This is a genomic window from Myxacorys sp., from assembly GCF_059501405.1.
Genome location: NZ_JCACCM010000046.1, coordinates 34,007 through 52,651, shown reverse-complemented (window position 1 = coordinate 52,651; position 18,645 = coordinate 34,007). Strand labels below are relative to the sequence as shown.

Sequence of the window (18,645 nt, the reverse complement as noted above, 5' to 3'; positions counted from 1 at the left end):
AATAACTATATGTCTTCTAGATTAAGCTATTGCCGATTAAGTCTAGTGGATGTCTGAGGCAATAGCGGTTCCGTCTGTGTTGCGCGAAGCGCGAAGCGCTGCCTCTAAGGGTTGAAACCCTGCCTGTTTCAAGCTGCTGGCATAGGCATAGCCGAGGGAATTTTTGGGATAGCGCACCAATGCCTCTAAATCGTGAGGGGGAGTTACGTAGCGTTCTGCCAGGAGCGCGGCAACTTCTGGCGTTGCTTTCATGGCTACAACCGCCGCTTCAAAGGCATGGCTGTCAACCAGACTGTTGCTCAATTCCCAAACAGGCTCTAGAAGATTACCGCTCTCATCAAACAAGAGGGTGACAAAGGCTTTTATGCCTCTCATTGTTTGCACCACAGATTGCAGCGTTTTTCCTAGGAATTTGCTTAAGGGCGATAGCTGAGCAGGACGATCAGTAAATGGCATGAGATGACCTTCCGTGGGTGAAACTCAAGTAAAATACGAACATTGTTCATATTCATATCTATAAAATACGAACAACGTTCATGTTTTGTCAAGGAAGAGGGTGCAAACAGTGGCAAACGACCGCCAAAAAGCCTCAACGATGCGACGGCAACCCAAGCAGGCACGCAGTCAAGAGCGAGTACACCACATTCTCGATGTTGCCGAACAGCTTTTTATCGAGTCGGGGTATGAGCAAGCCACAACACGGGCGATCGCATCCCGTGCAAAGGTTCCAGTCGGGTCACTCTACCAGTTTTTTCCCGACAAAGAAGCGATCGTGCGGGCACTTGCCAATCGGTATTTTGAGCAGGAATATCACTTGTTTGTGCAACTCCATGCAGAACTGGCTAATACAGATATTGCAACCTATGTCGATCAGATGATAGATGCGTTTAAGCAGTTTGCCGATGATCATCCCGGTTATTGTGCGGTGATGAAACCGTTGATTGACCTAATGACTGTTGCTGATGCTAGTGCATTTGATGAGTACGACCAGTTAATTCTGACTGAACTTGCAAAGTTTCTATCGCAGCGAAATTCTCAACTAGGTTTCGCCCGGTGCGAAATGATTGCAACAACGGTACTCAAAGCCTCGAATGAAATACTGTGGCTGGCATTTAGCCGCGATGAACACGATCGACAACAACTGATAGCAGAAACTAAGACCTTGATTACGGCGTATCTACAAACTTACCGAATTTGAGCCTCTTTGTTCAATTCTTTTTGAAATGAGCGGAGCCGTTCGAGGAAATTGAATTCCCTATTTCCACAGGTCTAGTCCACTACTACCCAACTAATCAAATTCAGGGATTGGTTTACAACTGAGCGAGTTTCTGTCTAACCCAAGCTCGGAAATTGGATTCTGCTGCAATTTCGTCTTGCTGACAGGCTTCTAGAAAGTGATAGAGGTCTGTTTTCTCGACAATTGGAAACGTTGGCGGGAGATCGCACTCCACATAGGTTTGTCCTTGAAGCTGATAAATTCGCCATTCGCGACCGTTAAACCGCCAGAATTCAGGAACTCCCATGCTGGCATAAAATTCATTCTTATCGATGTCTGTGTTGGTAATATCGACTTCAACAATTAAATCTGGGGCTGGATCAGTCGCTAAATCGACCGTTCTACCTGCGACAATTTGCTGATTTTGAATGTAGAACCCTTTGTCAGGTTCCGCCCCCCTCTTCAGGTCTTCTCTGTCCAGCGTTGTCGATCCCATTGACTTGAGTTTTAAGCCCATCTCAGTCACCAGGACACGGACAAACAAGGCAATCATTTCTGAAGCAAATTCGTGTTCTTCAAGAGGCATGGTGATTTCTAGAGTGCCACGATCGTAGGTTAGGCGGGCATGAGTGCGATGCTCTAACAGCGATCGCAGTTGTTGATAGGCTGGCCAGTCTAAATTCCGAACCGTAACCCGTTTTTCGCCGATGGGCGGCGCGACTCGTTTAGTAATGAGCATAGTTTAGACACCGTAAGTTGAGACGGTAGGATTAATCGGGAAAGGCAAACCCAGTCATGGGATCGCGAATGTAGAGACCAAGAACCAGCGATCGCAGCACTTCATCCCAAACGGGGGTTAGTTTTTCAGCATCATCTACCCAATAGTCAAACGTAATTAAGCATTGAACGTTCGAGCCTAATCCGATGCAGATTCGAGAATAGGCCTCTCGCTGCTCCTGGTCGTCCAGAAACTTGATCTCAGCCCAAACAAGTCGTGCCGTCTGCCGTTTTTCAGTAAAGATCTCGCCTGTCGAGATCACATTCCGCTTTTCGTCAGCCAGAATTTGCTTCAGCATGTGCTTGAGGGGAAACATACTCCAATCGGCTTGCGGCAGCCGATTGAATGAGACTTCTAGGCGACAGTTATCGTCAGGCGGCTCAACGTCTAAGAATCGAAAGGATTTCGTGTCAGGTTCAAAGAACCAATTTTGAGGCACATCAAAGCGAACGGCTCCGCGATCGGCAACAAAGATTTTATAACCGGGCTTTGATTGCCAGCGATGATCGTCTTTGAGGTCGAGCGTTTCTTTGATCCATTCTGGTTTGCCTTTTTTGTGCTTTGCCATGATGTCTGATCGATAAGCTTATGTTTATGGTAAGCCATTAGAATTTTCTCGAAGACACCGCAGTTTGCCATTTTGCTGGATTGTTTTGAAGATGATTTGTGCAATGAAATCACGGGTATGAAACCGAACAACGATCGCGTCTAGTGAGCCTAATTCGTTAAACTCTTAGAATCAAGGTTGCGTAATTTAAATAGTTTCACCAGAAAAAGCATCTACTAAGGCAAGAGCAAGCATTCATTCTGTGATACCAATGGACACGTGGACTGGCAAAACCCTTCAAGATGGAAAATATATCTTGGGTGAAGAGTTAGGGCGAGGAGGCTTTGGTGTCACCTATCTAGCAACCCACTCCTACCTCAACCAAACTTTTGTCATCAAGACTCTAAACGCATCTTTGCGAAACACCTCCGCGTTTCCAGACTCCCAGCAAAAGTTTCAGGATGAAGCACGGCGGTTAGCTTTGTGTACCCATCCCAACATCGTCCGAATCAGTGACTTTTTCATCGAAGATGAGCAAGCCTACATTGTCATGGATTACATACCAGGGCAAACGCTGGATCGGGTGGTGTTGCCAAACAATCCTTTACCAGAAGCGATCGCAATTCATTACATTCGCCAGATTGGATTAGCGTTGCGAGTGGTTCACCATCATGGATTGCTTCACCGCGACATCAAGCCACAAAACATTATTTTGCACCAAGGGACTCAAACGGTCGTACTCATCGATTTCGGCATCGCCAGAGAGTTTGCTGCCGATATTATTCAAACTCACACCAGCATGATTTCGTCGGGATATGCACCGATTGAGCAATATTTGCCTCAAGCCAAGCGCACACCCGCTACCGATATCTATGCTCTGGCAGCAACCCTCTATGCGCTGCTGACTGCACACACTCCAATGGCTTCCATTTTGCGCTGCCAGATTGAAGCCCGTAACCAGAAAATCACAACCTCCGTTACCAATGCAACCGAGGTACTTTCAAGGGAGAACCAGCCGATGCTGTCTCTGCGGCAGTTGCGTCCAGAATTGAGTGAGGCGGTAGATCAAGCAGTGATGCAAGGCATGGCGTTAGAAGCGCACGATCGTCCTGCTGATGTGAATGAGTGGTTAGACCTCTTGCCTGGTGCTCAAGATGAAACCGTCCTCTGGACGCCGGTAGCAGGAATGGCAACAACGCGACCCATCACTGCGCCTGCTGCCTCAGAGGGAATGGCAAGCGATCGCGATTCGACTTCTGAGGGTTGGTTGAGCAGACGCAACACTCGTCGGCTAGGCGCGATCGCAGGTATAACGGGCGCAACTCTAGGTGCGATCGCCATCGGCTCCGCATCACTTAAAGAACCACAGCCTAAAGAATCACAACCACCAACTCCGATACAATCCACTCGTGCCGCTTCTCCTTCACCTAAACCATCCGTCTCTCCTTCACCACTGGCCAAACCCGCCACGGCTGCATCTCCCCCTGTCGAGCTGATTACACCTACTCCAGCCTCTTCTGCCCCTCCCTCTCCTATCCCAGCTTCTCCTGTTCCTCCATTGTCTGTCTCTCCCTCGTCTGCACCTGTTCGTACGCCGTCTGCCATTCCTTCTCCATCATCCGCACCCGCTTCGTCTGCCATTCAAACGGTTCCTGTACCCTTACCCAGCCAGCCAGCGGAGATGCCATCACAAGCCGTCCCTCAGGCAGAACCACAAGTGGTGCAAGAAAAGCCGCCTAAGGAAGACAAAGGTCATGGAAAAAAGAGAGGACAAGATAAAGGTGGAAAAGGACAGGATAAGGAAGATAAAGGTAATGGAAAAGGAAAAGGCAGGAAATAGAGTTGTGTTGAAAAACGTGTAGTGACAGATTTATCTCAATTGAGTTTTTCTTTCACAATTTTGTCAATAATTTTATGAACAGCTGACACTACTGATTCCACTAAGATTTCATTGACGCAAGTATCCCACTCAAACGGGCACTCACCGCTATACCAACACTCCTGCACAGTGAAATTCTCAATGCGTCGTTCTGAACAGTTTAGATAGCCTTGCAGGTTGATGTGAGGAACGGGCTGTCCATAGCGCTGATGCCAAGACGGGCCAAATAGCGTAATTGTTGGAACATTTACAGCAGCGGCAATTCGGGCAGGGCCTGTATCGGGAGCGATCATAACATCAGCTTGAGAGAGCATGGCAGCAAGCGATCGCAGGCTTCCCGGTTGCCAAAGTCGCGATCGCTCACCAATGCTCTCCACAATGCGGGTAGCTTGTTCTGCGTCCGAGCCAACCAAAACAACGATTGACGCCTCGTATTTCTCCTGCAACACTTGGCCCAACCGGACGAAATTCTGCTCTGACCAACGCTTGATCTGCATTCCAGCATCAGGACAGAGAACAACGATCGGCCGGTTTGGGTTGTCTAATTTGGCTTGAGCAAGTTGAATTTCTTCTAGCGTTGGATGTAGCGTTGGCGGTTTGATTGATTCTGGTGTGATGAGTTTTTCAGCGAGGAGAATTTCTAGAAAGCGATCGCTCACAAACTGCTCTGGAGGTGGAGAGCGCCATAAATTTGTAACAACCTGTTTAGCATTGCTAGTTTGAATGATTTTATCAATGCGATCGTAGTTGGTATCAGAAACAATTAAATTGAATGGTTGAGTATTCAATAGCTGCTGGACTGTGTGATCCGCCTTACCCTTTTCGGCATAAATGACTCGATCAATGAGTGGATCAGTTTCGAGCAGTTGTCCTCCTGGCGCAAAGGTAAGAACGGTGACACTTGCTTGAGGATGAGAGCGCGCTAACGCTTGAATAGCGGGCAATGCAATCAGTACATCACCAATGCCACCTAACAGTTCAACAAATAGAATATGCTGCATAGCTCTCATCAATCTTTTCATCTCTCTATTACCGGAATTTGGCGTGCTCTGTCATTCTTCTAAAGAAAGAGTGACTAACATTCCATCAATCTAAGAATCTGAAACGCGATCGCTGCACTAAGAAATGTGACAGTTGTTGTGACAATGTAAGAAATGGGTGATTTCAGCATTGTTTAGATCACAAGCGCGAGTAAAGTAAAACCTATCTTTACTGGTCGGTAGAATAACTACCTGGAGGCTGGAATGAACCCACCAGACCGCTTCACACTAGAACTTGATGCTGATCATCCTAATTTGCTGCGCGGGCTTGATGTATTGCTGGATCTTGGCTTGCTGACTCAGCAGCAAATCGAGCAGTTAAGCCGTCAGCATCTAACCTGCCTACTGCCTGAAGCCGTAGAGTCTCCTACCCGTCCGATCGCAGCGCTAGGGCGTTCCTCGTCTCCTGATTTTGTGACTTCCACTCCTGATTTTGTGACTTCTACCAGGGCCGAGCGCCCCGAACGAGTAGCGCCTTCAGAGAATGTGATTACTCGAATTCTGCGATCGCTGCAACAGGAACTCAGTGTTGTTTGGTTACTGGTGTTGGGTGTGTTTTTGGTGGTGGTTTCTTCGGCAGTGCTGGCAGCAAGCCAGTGGCAGGCTGTTTCACCAACCGGACAGTATCTTGTGCTGTTGGGCTACACGGTCAGCTTTTGGGGCGCTTCGTTTTGGGCGAATCGCCGACCAAATTTAAGGCTGACGGCAACAACATTACAAACGCTAACATTACTGCTGGTTCCGGTTAATTTTTGGGCGATCGATCGATTTCTTTTACAGTTTCCTCAGGTTCAATCCATCAGCATAGCTGCCGTTGCTGCGATAGTTCTAAGTGCGATCGCAGTTTTGTTGTTAAAAGCGTCCTCAAATTTTAATTCTCGATTCGTCTTAAGTTATCTAGGCTTGAGTTATCTTCAGTTAGGCTGGTCGGTTTCGGTGATTCCGCCTATCGCTATTTATTTAGGATCGCTGCTTCTGGTCATTGCTCCGATTCTGGCGTTGTCTCGATTTGCGCTTTTAGGAAGTGCGATCGCATTACTATTTTTACGAGCCGTCTTTGTGACCAATGTTGATGTCGCGCAGTTGGGGCTTGCGGTCGCGCTCTGCGGCGGTGGAGTGGCTAGACTTGCCCACCGTCGAACCGGATCAACGGGATGGAGATTGAGCGGCGCGTTGCTATTGCTGGGTTGGCTTGTGTCCGTTGGCTCGGTTCCATGGCAAGCCTTGGCCGCGAGTTGTATCGCAATTTTCGTAAGCTACCAAGCGTTGCAACGATTTTGGCGACGGTTTGATGTAGCTTTATTATTGGCAATTGAGTTACAAATGCTCTGGCTGGTTTGGAGACTCATTCCTGCCTCGCTTCAAACTCAAATCGTTGATAGTGTCACCCGCATTACAGATACCGAATTGTCCCCAATTGCGCTATTGGGAATTGCTTTATTTCCATACTTGATCGTCATTCTGGCGTTTTCACTGTGGTTGCAACGACGACAGCAACCACAGTTAGCGAACTTTTCAGAAGGTATTGCGCTAGGCTTTGGAGTGTTGCTGTTTGCGATCAGTGCGATCGCGCCTGCGACTCGAACGCTCAATCTCTTTGCATCTACCGTTACACTAGCCTGGTTGCTACGCCAACGCCGCTCGCGGCAGCAAGATATCGTATCTCTGGTTTATGCAACTCATTTAGGCGGATTAGCAACAATAATTTCAGCCATTCAATACCGATTTCCGGCGCTAAACAGTTCAACGTGGGCGCTTCTGTTTTTGAGTATTGCGATCGCGCAATGGATGATCAGCGCAATTGGGTCGCGATCGATTTGGCAGCGTAGCGCGTGGCATGTTGGGCCAGGATTTGCAACTTTATCCTATGTTCTGTGGGTTGAACCCCTTGGCTCTGCGCCGCCAATCGCTAGCAGCTGGCTCGCGGTTCCACTCGCATTAACGCTAATTGCAGCCAGGCGACCTGAGCAACAGCAAATCGCGGCTCAACTTAGCGCGATCGCGCTTGGCATGGCGCAACTGCTGACGCTCAACCGCCCTGAAACTGGATTACTAGGATTGGTGTGTGCCACCGTACTGATGGTGGGCAACACTCGCTTATTGCCGCACCCGCTATTTGCCAATCTCACGATTGGATACGGGTTGACAGCTTTGGGCTGGGGATTGTGGCATCAGTTGCCTGGAATGCGTCAGATTGATGTGTGGCTGCTTGTTGGCGCAACGGTACTTTTGCTGCTATGGCTGGGCACGCGTTGGGGACAGACACAATTAACCCAAGGGGAAACTGCGCAACAACCGTCTCGCTTAATCGCGCTTTTTGTCCAGGTGGCCAACCGTTGGGCGGCAGTGCTAAGTGCGCTCCTCTTATTCGGTTCTGGTCTCCAAGTGTTGAGAAAATACGCCGATATGCAGGCTCCAACGTTGATAGGGCTGGCTGCGATCGCGCTAACAACAGGTGTCTTAGCAGCGCGGGCTTGGCGAACGACTTCTATGAGTGCGGTGATCGGGTTAGGACTTGGAATCGAACTGTTGGTTGCTCACAGTTTGGCGTGGGGAGACCCTTCCATCATTCGGCTTAGCGTCGCAAATGTAGGATTGGGGTTAGCCACGCAGCTTGCAGATGAAATTCGACGCCGACAGGCTCCTTCAGAATCGATATTTGGAGGATGGTATGGCTTGCCATTGGCCTACGGAATCGGTGCGATCGGGCTTCGCCTGGGAACCTTTGAAGCGTGGACAGGGTGCATTTCTCTTGGTGTTGCATTGATCTTCATCGGTGTCGGACGGCAGCGATCCGCGTTCAGATCTCTCACGTTTTTAGGACTATTTGGACTGTCAATCGGACTGAGCGAATTAGTGTTATACCCTCTTCGCAACGAATCGCTCAGCAATCAGTTAATGGCGATCGCGGCATTAGGCACCGTGTTAACGCTAGTCTATCGCTATCTATTAATAGAAAAGCTAAATTATCTACATCTCAGTGCAGTAGAAATTAAATCTGTTGCTCATGGACATTGGGCAATCAGTAGCGTTGTTCTGAGCGTTGCCGCAAGTTTAACCCTACTGATTTCTGCTCCCGGAACATTAGCCTTGATCGGATTTATTACTGGAGTTGGCTTATCGCTGTATGCCATTTTTCAGGCACGTCGCCATCCAAACCTACGAAGCGCAGAAATTTGGCTTTACGCAGGGCTTCTAGAAGCGGCGGCTCTGGTTTGGTATCTCAGTACAAAACCGTGGTTTAGCGGAGTTTTTGCCCAATTGCGTCCGTATGCAGTGGCAATCGCCGCGATCGTAGCATTCGTGATATTTGTCCTACCGTGGGAACGGCTAGGCTGGATGCGTCGGCCTTGGCAACGGGTATCGATCGTTGTTCCACTGTTAGCTTTAGCTGGAACCGCTACGATCGTTCATGGGCTAAGTCTGATTGTTTTGGCTGTTTTCTACAGCTTAATCGCTTCTATTCGTCGAGAAATTCGCTGGACTTATCTCAGCATGGCGTTGCTGAATTGGGTTGTATTCAAGCAACTTGATCAACTCAACTTAAATATTTTATTTTGGCAAGTGTTGCCAGTCGGATTGTCAATTCTATACTTCGCAGCCGTTGAGCCGTCGCTTAAGCTGGCTCAGGCCCAATCATCAAAGCATTACGTTAGGCTGTGCGGAACGAGCTTAATTTGTATTACTGCATTGCTCACTCAAAATAACTACGGCATTCTACCAGGCCTAGTTAGTTTGATTGCAATTTTTGCTGGATTAGGATTAAAAATCCGAGCATTTTTATATGTGGGAACAATCGTTTTTTGTCTCAACGTCTTGTATCAACTCGTTGTTTTAGCAACTACTTATTCGCTCCTCAAGTGGGTCATTGGCTTGTGCATTGGCATTGTCCTGATTTGGATTGCCGCAAACTTTGAAACTCGTCGTGGGCAAGTAACGACGCTGATGCAAACCTGGCTAGAGCAACTGCAAGCGTGGGAGTAATCCAATGGGATGAGCAAATTAACGGCTTCCTTGGTCAGAAAGGGAGATTTTTGTAGTTTTTGCTACAGAATATAATATGATTATAGAGGTGAAATTTAGTTTCCCTCTTAGCAATACCGCTTGCAAAACCCGACTGTCATGGCAAACACATCTTATTCCTACAGCACGCTCGATCAGCATCTAAACAACATTCTGACTTCCCTTGCGCATCGTCTAGAAGCGGCCAAAGCTGCCAATAATGTTCAACTGATTAAGCTACTGGAACGAGAGAAGGAAGAAGTGACGGCCCCTATCGCTACGCAGAAAGCGACTTTGACTTGGCAAGCGCTGATCCAATCCTTTTTCAACCGTTCTGCTCAGTCTATCCATCGATTTGAGAATGGCAGCGATCGCTGGTGGTATACCATTGATCCCCAAACTGGACAAGAGATTTGTGCAGACTCTGAAGCGGAACTGAGGCTATGGATTCAACAGCATAGCAAGTAGAACTTCTCGCTAGTTATTTTTATACAATGACCCACAGCCCTGTTTAGATCAGGGCTATTTTTATGATTTGATGAGGCTTGTGTGCCTGTAGATGGGCACTCAAAGTCACAGTTTGACTTATTCTAAAAGCTAGAAATCGTCCGCTAGAATCACTGGTCACACGTTGTTAATAATGAATTAATTATGAATGCGGAAGATATGAATGCGGAAGAACTAATCCGTCGGTACGAAGCAGGTGAGCGTGAGTTCAGTGCAATTAGCCTAAACGAGTCTCAGTTAGAGGGGGTGGATTTAAGCGGAGCCGTTTTGAGCGCTGCCTCGCTAAACAGAGCAAATTTGAAGCGCGCTAACCTAAGCGGGGCAGATCTCAGTGGCGCTGATCTTGCTGAAGCAGACTTAAGTGGAGCAGACCTAAGCGGCGCAGATTTAAGTAATGCCGTGCTGGATGGAGCTGTGCTAGAGGGAGCAATTTTAGAGCGAGCCAATTTAAGTCAAGCCGATCTTAAAGTGACTAATCTGTCTCAGGCAGCGCTGTCACAAGCTGAACTGGTTCAGGCAGATTTAAGCGGCGCGAATTTAGAATCCGCTGATTTGAGCGGATCAGATCTGACGGTAGCTGACTTGCACCAAGCCAACCTAAGTGAGGCCGAATTAATTCGAGCCACGATGAGCGGTGCAAATTTGCAAGACACGAATCTAGACGGAACTATTTTAGAAGGCGGTGATGGTCGCCTTGCCACTTAAAGCGTGCTATTGAAGAACGGACGTTAAGGACGGATAGCCGCCTCTAGCTTCCTAGTTTGAACGCTTCTAAAAACAAACTGTAACTCACACCAATTTTTAGAACGTTTAAGAATTCGGCACCTAGCGATCGCCCGAATCGTTCGCGACTGCCATAGAAGATGCGGCTGATAACTTCGGTCGCTGCCACGATCAGCAGCGCCGCCACTACATCTAATTCTGAGCGCTGTCCGGCGGTTGTAGACATCACATTGCCGATAAAAAAACCGAGGAGCAGACCAATCACTAAAAGCGAGATGCGCCGCCACGGATTGCGAAACAGTTGATCGACCTGTCTCGTCGTCGTTTGTACCAATGTATTAAGGCGAGTGTTTTGCATGGCGGTTAGAGGCAACTTACAACTACTTTACTCAAAAATTTACTCAAAAAATCTTCCCACAATCGCCTTAAAGCTTGTTATCACTAAAGTACAACGATTGATCAAAGGTTGCGGGGTCTGATGAAACCGATAAATGACAAACTGCACCCTGCGCTTAAGGCCGCGATCGCGGCGGCGGTTTTGCTAATTCCTGGGTGGCTACTCCTCCAACGATTTCAGATTGGTATTGAGTTTTTACCGTCTGAATCGGATCGAGTTCCGGTGATCAAAACTCAACCTTCAGACGCTCCAGCCACCCGTGCTTCTACAAATTCTAAGGCGACGACTGCGGCTAAGCCTGATCCCGCAGACGCTGCCGCTCGCCAAGGTAAGTTGCGAATCCGCAACCGCTCAGATCACCCGCTCAGAGTGGCGTTGCTCTCTCGCCAAAAAGAAGTGAATAAAGGAGCATCGACCGGATTTGCGACTCCGGCCCATTGGGATTTTGCGCCAGGAGAGGGAAGTACAGAAGGATTGCTCGTTTCGTTGCCCGATCGCGAGGTTAAGTTGAAGAAAGGGGATGTGGTCGTTGCCTTTGCTCAGGATGGATCGCAACGGTACTGGGGGCCGTTTGTGGTGGGTGAAACTGATGGCCTAGCTTGGAACGCTGGGGCAGCAGAATGGGAATTAGTGTTGGATGAATAAGATGAATAAGTAGATAGCCAAAGTTGGTTACGCAACTTGTGGCCTCTATCCCCGGTTCTCTAAGAACTTGGGACTTGATATTTACATCCACTTACTGATGACATATAGGTTCACAACTGAATGAGAAAGCTATCTCTGCGGTGAAAATCGGCTTCTGGTTCAGGATGGGTTAGTGCCCAGTACGTGATCTCACCGCTCTTAGATTCAATTACAGATGCGATCGCAACGTCCAAACCTTGCTCAGCTACCTCAAGCTGCTCCAAACTCAGCGCGATCGTCAGCATTAGCGCGTCAGAGGTCTGCCGCACCTCCACTGGAAGCGCTGCGATCGCTAGTTCCTCTTGCATTCCTTGTCGATAGCCATCAAATCGGTAAACATTCCAATGTCCGGCAGGGGAGAGATTGAATTCCCAATACTGCTTGGAATGCTTGAGACCCAGAAAGAATTCGAAACACGTAGTCTTCCAGAGGTCATGTTGACGCACAGCCGAGGCAGGAATTGGAATCACAACTGCCGTTAGGTCACCACGCAGATCATAACGAATCGTGAGGTAACCACTGCGACGTTCAATGCTACCTGTAATGGTTAGATCAATGCTAGGTGAAGAGAAAGGCTTCAGTAAAAACTCGTTCATCGCATCTCCGCAATGAGAGAGCGGATCACTGTTTCTTGAGATTCAATACTCTGAGTCAGTTGAAACTGAACCAGGGCTCGCATCAAATTGTGATCCCGATGCTTGACTTTGAAATAGACGTTGCCCGCTAGATGATCGGTTAAAAATCTTAGCCCTAGCTCAAACGCAATGAGTCGAATTGCATCAAATAGATAATCGTAATCGTGATTAGTCAGAAAGGCTTTTGCCACTGAAAGATAGCCTTGTAAAATACCTTGGCAAAGGTCAGGCTCGAAGTAAACCGTCTCCCACTGCTCCGTTTCCTCACCGATCGGATTGCAACCCGATCGCAGGCAATCGCCAATATCGTAATGCACCAGTCCAGGTTTCACGGTGTCGAGATCGATGACGCTAACGGCTTTTCCAGTTGAGCAATCAAACATAACATTGTTCACCTTTGGATCACCATGCATCAGTCGAAGCGGCAGTTTACCACCCGCTTTAGCGTGTTCAAGAACCGAACACCACTCCGCGCGATCGCGCACAAACTGCAATCCGTAAGTCACTTCTGAAGACAGGTTCACCGTTGTGGTTGCTAACACTTGCTCGTAGTGCTGAAGATAGCGCGGCGTGATGTGAAAGCCTTCTAAGGTATCGGCTAACTGATCAGGCGGCAAGTCGCTGATCAAACTGTGAAACGTGCCCAAGGCATAGCCAACTTCTCTGGCGTGGTCTACGTCATGCATCGCGTCAAATGATTCTGACCCTTCAATAAAACTAATCGCTCGCCAAACTGACTCATCAGACTCAATCCAATGGTCGTCTCCTTCATGGGTTAACAGCACACGCGGCACTTCCCAACGACGAGCAAGCGGAGAACGCTGTAAACGATCGCGAACATGGCAAGTGAAAATGCTCATGTTTTGCATGACCAATTGAGGCTGGCGAAAGACGTGAGTATTGATGCGTTGCAGCACAAAGCGCGGTTGACTGATATTCTTAACCGTTACAAGAAATGTGTCGTTAATATTGCCACTGCCAAACGCTTCCACCGCAGTAATGTCAGCTCCAGAAGAAAATTGAGCTGCGATCCTTTGGAGCTTGGCAACGCCAACCGCACTTAGGCAATTTGAAGATTGACCGACAGGAGTTTGATCAGTTGTTTGATGATGGGTCATGTCCTCACACTTAGCTCCTCACACTTAGAATAATTGCCTTGAATAATTGCCTTGAATAATTGCCTTGCGACAAAATGCTTCTGGTCATTATCCGACACCTAGGCGCATTCTATAAAAGCAAGCTCGAGATGGCACATTAGTAGATGGATACAGTTGTTTCGTAGATTTTATTGGAAGCGAGCATCTCGAACGAGCATCCCACTTTCAATAGAATCGGCGGATCGGCTATTTAACACGGTTGTACTGTAGCTGAAATGTTTGCAATACAACTCCATTTCTTGATTTTCCATAAGCGTTTGTTGATTTTGGGTTTGGGTTTGTCGATTTCACATAAGAATTACTTTACTCACAAGGGCGTTCTTTGATTTTCCATAAGCGTTTGTTGATTTTAGGTTTGCGTTTGTCGATTTCACATAAGAATTACTTTATTTACAAAAGCGTTTATTAGTTTCAGGTTTGTGTTTCTTAGGTTTGCATTCCTCACGAAGCTAATTTTGTGCGCTAGACACTAAAAAAACGCCCATTTAGAAGAATCTAAACAGGCGTTTAACCATGACTAGCGAACAGAAACGCAAAGGCAAAACGCTTTTGCGGTTGCCACTCCTTGAGGCAACGGGTTATTTGGCAAGTTCTAAAACGCCTAACTGACTCAGAACAGCATCCGCATTTTTCTTTGCATCACCAAAAAGCATTCGAGTGTTTTCTTTGTAGAAAAGTGGGTTCTCAACGCCTGCATAGCCGCTTGCCATACTGCGCTTTAGCACAATGACTTGCTTGGCTTTCCACACTTCCAGAACGGGCATTCCGGCGATCGCACTTCCGGGTTCCATCGCACTTGGATTCACTGTGTCGTTAGCTCCAATTACTAACACCACATCGGTTTGAGGAAAGTCATCATTGATTTCTTCCATCTCTAACACGATGTCGTAAGGCACATTCGCTTCAGCCAACAGGACGTTCATGTGTCCCGGCAAGCGACCTGCGACGGGGTGAATGCCAAAGCGGACATTGACGCCGCGATCGCGCAATCGTTTTGTAATTTCGGAAATCGGATGCTGCGCTTGTGCCACGGCCATTCCATAACCGGGAACGATGATGACGCTATTTGCGTTTTCTAGCGCCTCGATCGTTTCGTCTACAGAAATTGATTTTGCTTCGCCTGCGATCGCTTCTGTAGCGCTCGATCCACCTGTGCCAAAGCCGCCGAGAATGACGCTGATAAACGATCGATTCATCGCTTTGCACATGATGTAACTTAGAATCGCGCCACTGCTGCCAACTAATGCGCCCGTAATGATCAACAGATCGTTAGAGAGCATAAAGCCGGCGGCGGCAGCAGCCCAGCCCGAATAGCTATTGAGCATTGAAATGACAACAGGCATATCTGCGCCGCCAATTCCCAAGACGAGATGGAGTCCTAGCACACCTGCGATCGCGCTCATGATCACTAATGCTTGAAGTCCAGATAGGATTCCTTCTCCTAGAAACTGCTGCCCCAGCCAAACACAAGCGATTAACATGCCAATGTTAAGAAGGTGTCGAGCAGGCAACGTGAGCGGCTTACTGCTAATCAATCCGCGCAGTTTTCCAAAAGCAATGATCGATCCGGTAAACGTGACCGCACCAATAAACACACCCACAAAAATTTCAACTTCGTGAATTGTGGCTTCCGCTCCGGTCAGCGATTGCGGGCTGAGGTAATTAGCAATGCCTACCAGAACTGCCGCCAGTCCGACAAAACTATGCAGCATTGCCACAAGTTCCGGCATTTCGGTCATGGCAACGCGTGCAGCAAGAATCGCCCCAACGATCGCCCCCGGAAGAATTGCTGTGGCGAGAATTCCATAGCCAGTGACATCACTTCTAATAATCGTGGCGATGAAGGCAACGATCATTCCAGCGATGCCATAAATGTTGCCTTTCTTGGCAGTTTCCTGATTTGACAAGCCACCCAAACTCATAATGAAGAGGGCACTCGCCGCAATATAAGCGACGTTAGAAATACTATCGGTCATTGTCCTCTCCCTATCTTTGGAACATTTTGAGCATTCGTTGTGTGACCAAGAAACCACCCACGATATTGATGGTTCCAACCAGAATTGCGATCGCGCCTAAAATTGTCGTTGCTGACGTCAGCGCTCCTGAAATTTGCAGCATTCCCCCGATGATGATGATGCCGCTAATGGCGTTCGTGACGCTCATCAAAGGCGTGTGGAGCGCGGGTTTAACGTTCCAAATCACCTGCCAACCAATAAAGCAGGCGAGAACAAAGACGGTGAAGTGAGACAGGAATGAAGGAGGTGCGATCGCGCCGATTCCTACTACCACTGCACCAATCAGAATTGCCCAGATCCACTGAGGCGTCTTCCGACTCACTTGAGGCGTTTCGACCTGAGACGAAACGGTAGCGGGTTTGGGTGCAGGCGGGGCAGCAGGTCTTGGCGGCGGCGGCATAACTTCGCCCTGATGCACCACCAACGCGCCTCGAATCACTTCGTCGGCGAGATCAACCCGGTAGTTTTCGTTTCTGCCCATATCATCCAATAGGTGACATAGGTTTTTGCCATAAAGCTGACTCGACTGCGACGCCATCCGACTCGGCAGATCGGTTAATCCAATAATCGTGACGCCATGATACTTGTAGATTTCATTAGGCTTGGTCACTTCGCAGTTGCCGCCCTGCTCTGCCGCCATATCGACGATCACAGAGCCGTCTTTCATGCTCTCGACCATTTCTCTCGTGATCAATGTCGGAGCTTTTTTGCCCGGAATCAGTGCCGTGGTGATGATGATATCTACGTCTTTTGCTTGATCCGCAAACAGTTCCATCTCGGCTTTGATAAATTCGGGACTCATGGTTTTGGCATAACCCCCTTCCCCAGAGCCGTCTTCCTCAAACTGAAGCTCTAAAAACTCTGCACCCATGCTTTGAACTTGCTCTTTCACCACCGGACGGGTATCAAAAGCTCTAACGATCGCACCCAATCCTCTTGCGGTTCCGATCGCAGCCAATCCGGCCACACCTGCACCGATAATCAGCACTTTCGCGGGCGGCACTTTTCCGGCAGCGGTAATCTGCCCTGTAAAGAAGCGTCCAAAATGCTCGGCGGCTTCGATTACAGCACGATAGCCTGCAATATTCGCCATTGAACTGAGAGCATCCAATTTTTGTGCCCGACTAATGCGCGGCACTGCATCCATCGCTAAAACGGTTGCCTTGCGACTCGCAAGTTGCTGCACCAGTTCAGCATTTTGGGCAGCCCAAATAAAACTAATTAATGTCCCGTTTTCTCGCAGCAATTCTGTTTCGTGCTTGTTCACACCAGAATGCCAAGCGGGAGGACGAACTTTGAGAATTAAATCTGATTCTGCCCATAGCGTTTGGGGATCAGAAACAATGTGACAGCCAGCTTCTTCAAAAGCCTGATCAGAAAAATTAGCGGCATCTCCTGCCCCAGATTCAACCCATACTTCAAACCCATATTTTTGAAGAATCTTTGCGGTATCGGGCGTTGCTGCGACTCGACATTCGTTGGTCGCAATCTCTTTAGGAATGCCGATTTTTCGACAAGGTTTTGAAGGGTCAATTGAAGGATGCTCACTATGCGTTTGCTGATCCAGCGCGATCGTCATGAACTTCTCCTGATAATGGATCTTGATGTACTGGAGTGCTGACCAATAAACTTCATCAACGAAATATTACTCGTCAAATTTTTGCAGCAATTCACAGATCAATAGGGACAATACCCGCATCCTAGAACTATTTTCAAGAGTTAGGAATTATTTCCAAATTTCTTAGGATCTAAACTCTAAAATGAATCGAAACTTAATATAAAAGGATCAATGAAGCGCTAACTATCAGTCTCTAGTAAAATCAGGTAAATATGCTTCATTTAAGTTGAGTTTCTGTTACAAACTGCTACACATCAATCCACCTCAAATTTGCGTTTGAGGTGGATTGATCCTTCCATTTTCTGAAGTTCATAGTTCTTGCCGAATGCAAAAAAATACCTATTTTCAACAGGATTTTAAGTAGAACGACTACGACAAAGAGGATCGATTCAAACGCCCCATAGTGAGCTACTCTTCAACGCGGTAGCCAAACTCCGCAAGGCGCGTACGAGACTGACGCCATTTCGGTTGCACCTTCACAAATAGTTCTAGATGCACTTTGCCCTCGATCAGTTTTTGGATTTGTTCACGGGCCGCAGACCCGACCGTTTTTAACATCGTTCCTCCTTTGCCAATCAGAATGCCTTTCTGAGAGGAACGCTCGACATTGATGGCAGCAGAGACGCGAGTGATATGGGGTTCTTCCTGGACACGCTCGATCGCGATCGCAACGGAATGCGGCACTTCTTCGCGGGTATGTAGCAGAATTTGCTCCCGAATCAGTTCGCCCATGATAAAACGTTCGGGCTGATCGGTGACGAGATCCGGCGGATAGTAATAGGGTCCGGGTTCTAAGTTCTCAATCAAGGTAGCTTGGAGTGGCTCGACCCCTTCACCTGTGAGCGCTGAGAATTTAGCAACTGTCCAACCTTGAGATTCTGCCAAGTCAATATAGTCTTGATCAAGCGAAGGGTAGCCTTGCTGATCGGCTTTGTTGAGTCCGAGAATCACAGGACTTTTGATATCTGTCAGCAGGTTGACGATGAAGCGATCGCCCCCACCCAACTCAACCGAGCAATCGACCAAAAAAAGCACGATATCCACCGATGCGATCGCGCCCCTCGCATTCTTGACCAAGACTTCGCCCAACTGATGGTGAGGTTTATGAATTCCGGGCGTATCGACAAAAATAATCTGTGCTTCTGGCGTGGTCAGAATGCCCCGCAAGCGGTTGCGAGTCGTTTGCGCCACGGGAGAGGTAATCGCAACTTTCTGTCCGACCAAATAATTCATCAGCGTAGACTTGCCCACGTTTGGGCGACCAATAATGCCGACGAACCCTGATTTAAATCCCTCCGGCGCGACTGGAATAGAACTTACCCAGCCATCTGTTGTTTCGTTCTCTGTCATGTCGTCCTCTTCTGACAGTTCTAAATCAATTCTGTAGTTTTCATTACTCTTTCTCAAAGTGCGATTAGCTGTTAGCCATTACAACTTATTCAGTGTA

The 18,645-nt window shown here is 48.1% G+C and carries 16 protein-coding genes; 6 read left to right on the top strand and 10 right to left on the bottom strand.

Translation table 11 applies throughout. The features are described 5' to 3' along the window. Window positions 1-42: 42 nt before the first annotated feature. Window positions 43-456, bottom strand: a complete 414-nt coding sequence (locus AC5I6P_RS04395; RefSeq protein ID WP_495692543.1) for a hypothetical protein — start codon at window positions 454-456, stop codon at window positions 43-45. A gap of 109 nt (window positions 457-565) precedes the next feature. Here AC5I6P_RS04395 and AC5I6P_RS04390 point away from each other — a divergent pair, with 109 nt between their 5' ends. Next, window positions 566-1,198, top strand: a complete 633-nt coding sequence (locus AC5I6P_RS04390; protein WP_495692542.1) for a TetR/AcrR family transcriptional regulator — start codon at window positions 566-568, stop codon at window positions 1,196-1,198. Between the two features lie 112 nt (window positions 1,199-1,310). Here the strand turns inward: AC5I6P_RS04390 and AC5I6P_RS04385 are convergent, their stop codons facing one another. Next, entirely contained in the window at window positions 1,311-1,955 is a 645-nt protein-coding gene (locus AC5I6P_RS04385; RefSeq protein ID WP_495692541.1) for a Uma2 family endonuclease, read from the bottom strand. A 31-nt stretch (window positions 1,956-1,986) separates the two neighbouring features. Beyond that, the gene (locus tag AC5I6P_RS04380) at window positions 1,987-2,562 is read right to left on the bottom strand and encodes an Alr1449 family protein (RefSeq protein WP_495692540.1); all 576 of its coding nucleotides are present in this window, start codon (window positions 2,560-2,562) and stop codon (window positions 1,987-1,989) included. 250 nt (window positions 2,563-2,812) lie between these two features. On the opposite strand from AC5I6P_RS04380, the gene AC5I6P_RS04375 reads away from it, so the two are divergent. Continuing rightward, window positions 2,813-4,381, top strand: a complete 1,569-nt coding sequence (locus AC5I6P_RS04375) for a serine/threonine protein kinase (protein ID WP_495692539.1) — start codon at window positions 2,813-2,815, stop codon at window positions 4,379-4,381. Window positions 4,382-4,416: 35 nt separating this feature from the next. Here AC5I6P_RS04375 and AC5I6P_RS04370 read toward each other — a convergent pair whose 3' ends face one another. Then, the gene (locus AC5I6P_RS04370; protein ID WP_495692538.1) at window positions 4,417-5,421 is read right to left on the bottom strand and encodes a glycosyltransferase family 9 protein; all 1,005 of its coding nucleotides are present in this window, start codon (window positions 5,419-5,421) and stop codon (window positions 4,417-4,419) included. A gap of 243 nt (window positions 5,422-5,664) precedes the next feature. Here AC5I6P_RS04370 and AC5I6P_RS04365 point away from each other — a divergent pair, with 243 nt between their 5' ends. From AC5I6P_RS04365 to AC5I6P_RS04355, 3 genes are all read left to right on the top strand, one after another. Then, window positions 5,665-9,444, top strand: a complete 3,780-nt coding sequence (locus tag AC5I6P_RS04365; RefSeq protein ID WP_495692537.1) for a DUF2339 domain-containing protein — start codon at window positions 5,665-5,667, stop codon at window positions 9,442-9,444. 138 nt (window positions 9,445-9,582) lie between these two features. Further along, the gene (locus AC5I6P_RS04360; protein WP_495692536.1) at window positions 9,583-9,930 is read left to right on the top strand and encodes a hypothetical protein; all 348 of its coding nucleotides are present in this window, start codon (window positions 9,583-9,585) and stop codon (window positions 9,928-9,930) included. 183 nt (window positions 9,931-10,113) lie between these two features. Beyond that, on the top strand, window positions 10,114-10,674 hold the full coding sequence (locus AC5I6P_RS04355; RefSeq protein WP_495692535.1) for a pentapeptide repeat-containing protein: 561 nt from the start codon (window positions 10,114-10,116) through the stop codon (window positions 10,672-10,674). Window positions 10,675-10,717: 43 nt separating this feature from the next. Here AC5I6P_RS04355 and AC5I6P_RS04350 read toward each other — a convergent pair whose 3' ends face one another. Then, window positions 10,718-11,050 (bottom strand): DUF565 domain-containing protein, encoded by a 333-nt coding sequence (locus tag AC5I6P_RS04350; RefSeq protein WP_495692534.1) that lies wholly within the window; start codon window positions 11,048-11,050, stop codon window positions 10,718-10,720. A 120-nt stretch (window positions 11,051-11,170) separates the two neighbouring features. Between AC5I6P_RS04350 and AC5I6P_RS04345 the strand changes: the two genes are divergently transcribed. Then, a complete protein-coding gene (locus AC5I6P_RS04345; protein WP_495692533.1) occupies window positions 11,171-11,734 on the top strand; it encodes a hypothetical protein in 564 nt (187 codons plus the stop codon). A gap of 110 nt (window positions 11,735-11,844) precedes the next feature. Here the strand turns inward: AC5I6P_RS04345 and AC5I6P_RS04340 are convergent, their stop codons facing one another. From AC5I6P_RS04340 to era, 5 genes are all read right to left on the bottom strand, one after another. Then, complete coding sequence (locus AC5I6P_RS04340; RefSeq protein ID WP_495692532.1) at window positions 11,845-12,369, bottom strand: DOMON-like domain-containing protein; 525 nt, start codon at window positions 12,367-12,369, stop codon at window positions 11,845-11,847. Next, complete coding sequence (locus tag AC5I6P_RS04335; protein ID WP_495692531.1) at window positions 12,366-13,526, bottom strand: phosphotransferase enzyme family protein; 1,161 nt, start codon at window positions 13,524-13,526, stop codon at window positions 12,366-12,368. The genes AC5I6P_RS04340 and AC5I6P_RS04335 overlap by 4 nt, the downstream gene beginning before the upstream one ends. Before the next feature lie 617 nt (window positions 13,527-14,143). Further along, on the bottom strand, window positions 14,144-15,541 hold the full coding sequence (gene pntB, locus AC5I6P_RS04330) for a Re/Si-specific NAD(P)(+) transhydrogenase subunit beta (RefSeq protein ID WP_495692530.1): 1,398 nt from the start codon (window positions 15,539-15,541) through the stop codon (window positions 14,144-14,146). Between the two features lie 10 nt (window positions 15,542-15,551). Then, window positions 15,552-17,159, bottom strand: a complete 1,608-nt coding sequence (gene pntA / locus AC5I6P_RS04325; RefSeq protein WP_495692529.1) for a Re/Si-specific NAD(P)(+) transhydrogenase subunit alpha — start codon at window positions 17,157-17,159, stop codon at window positions 15,552-15,554. A 447-nt stretch (window positions 17,160-17,606) separates the two neighbouring features. Beyond that, window positions 17,607-18,548 carry a GTPase Era gene (gene era, locus AC5I6P_RS04320; protein ID WP_495692528.1) on the bottom strand — a complete coding sequence of 314 codons (942 nt, stop codon included), beginning with the start codon at window positions 18,546-18,548 and terminating at the stop codon, window positions 17,607-17,609. Between the last annotated feature and the right edge of the window lie 97 nt (window positions 18,549-18,645).

Bases quoted from the DNA above. Each gene is read 5' to 3' on its own strand.
- AC5I6P_RS04395 (WP_495692543.1), bottom strand. From the start codon at position 456: ATGCCATTTACTGATCGTCCTGCTCAGCTATCGCCCTTAAGCAAATTC.
- AC5I6P_RS04385 (WP_495692541.1), bottom strand. From the start codon at position 1,955: ATGCTCATTACTAAACGAGTCGCGCCGCCCATCGGCGAAAAACGGGTT.
- AC5I6P_RS04380 (WP_495692540.1), bottom strand. From the start codon at position 2,562: ATGGCAAAGCACAAAAAAGGCAAACCAGAATGGATCAAAGAAACGCTC.
- AC5I6P_RS04375 (WP_495692539.1), top strand. From the start codon at position 2,813: ATGGACACGTGGACTGGCAAAACCCTTCAAGATGGAAAATATATCTTG.
- AC5I6P_RS04370 (WP_495692538.1), bottom strand. From the start codon at position 5,421: ATGCAGCATATTCTATTTGTTGAACTGTTAGGTGGCATTGGTGATGTA.
- AC5I6P_RS04365 (WP_495692537.1), top strand. From the start codon at position 5,665: ATGAACCCACCAGACCGCTTCACACTAGAACTTGATGCTGATCATCCT.
- AC5I6P_RS04360 (WP_495692536.1), top strand. From the start codon at position 9,583: ATGGCAAACACATCTTATTCCTACAGCACGCTCGATCAGCATCTAAAC.
- AC5I6P_RS04355 (WP_495692535.1), top strand. From the start codon at position 10,114: ATGAATGCGGAAGATATGAATGCGGAAGAACTAATCCGTCGGTACGAA.
- AC5I6P_RS04350 (WP_495692534.1), bottom strand. From the start codon at position 11,050: ATGCAAAACACTCGCCTTAATACATTGGTACAAACGACGACGAGACAG.
- AC5I6P_RS04345 (WP_495692533.1), top strand. From the start codon at position 11,171: ATGAAACCGATAAATGACAAACTGCACCCTGCGCTTAAGGCCGCGATC.
- AC5I6P_RS04340 (WP_495692532.1), bottom strand. From the start codon at position 12,369: ATGAACGAGTTTTTACTGAAGCCTTTCTCTTCACCTAGCATTGATCTA.
- AC5I6P_RS04335 (WP_495692531.1), bottom strand. From the start codon at position 13,526: ATGACCCATCATCAAACAACTGATCAAACTCCTGTCGGTCAATCTTCA.
- pntB (WP_495692530.1), bottom strand. From the start codon at position 15,541: ATGACCGATAGTATTTCTAACGTCGCTTATATTGCGGCGAGTGCCCTC.
- pntA (WP_495692529.1), bottom strand. From the start codon at position 17,159: ATGACGATCGCGCTGGATCAGCAAACGCATAGTGAGCATCCTTCAATT.
- era (WP_495692528.1), bottom strand. From the start codon at position 18,548: ATGACAGAGAACGAAACAACAGATGGCTGGGTAAGTTCTATTCCAGTC.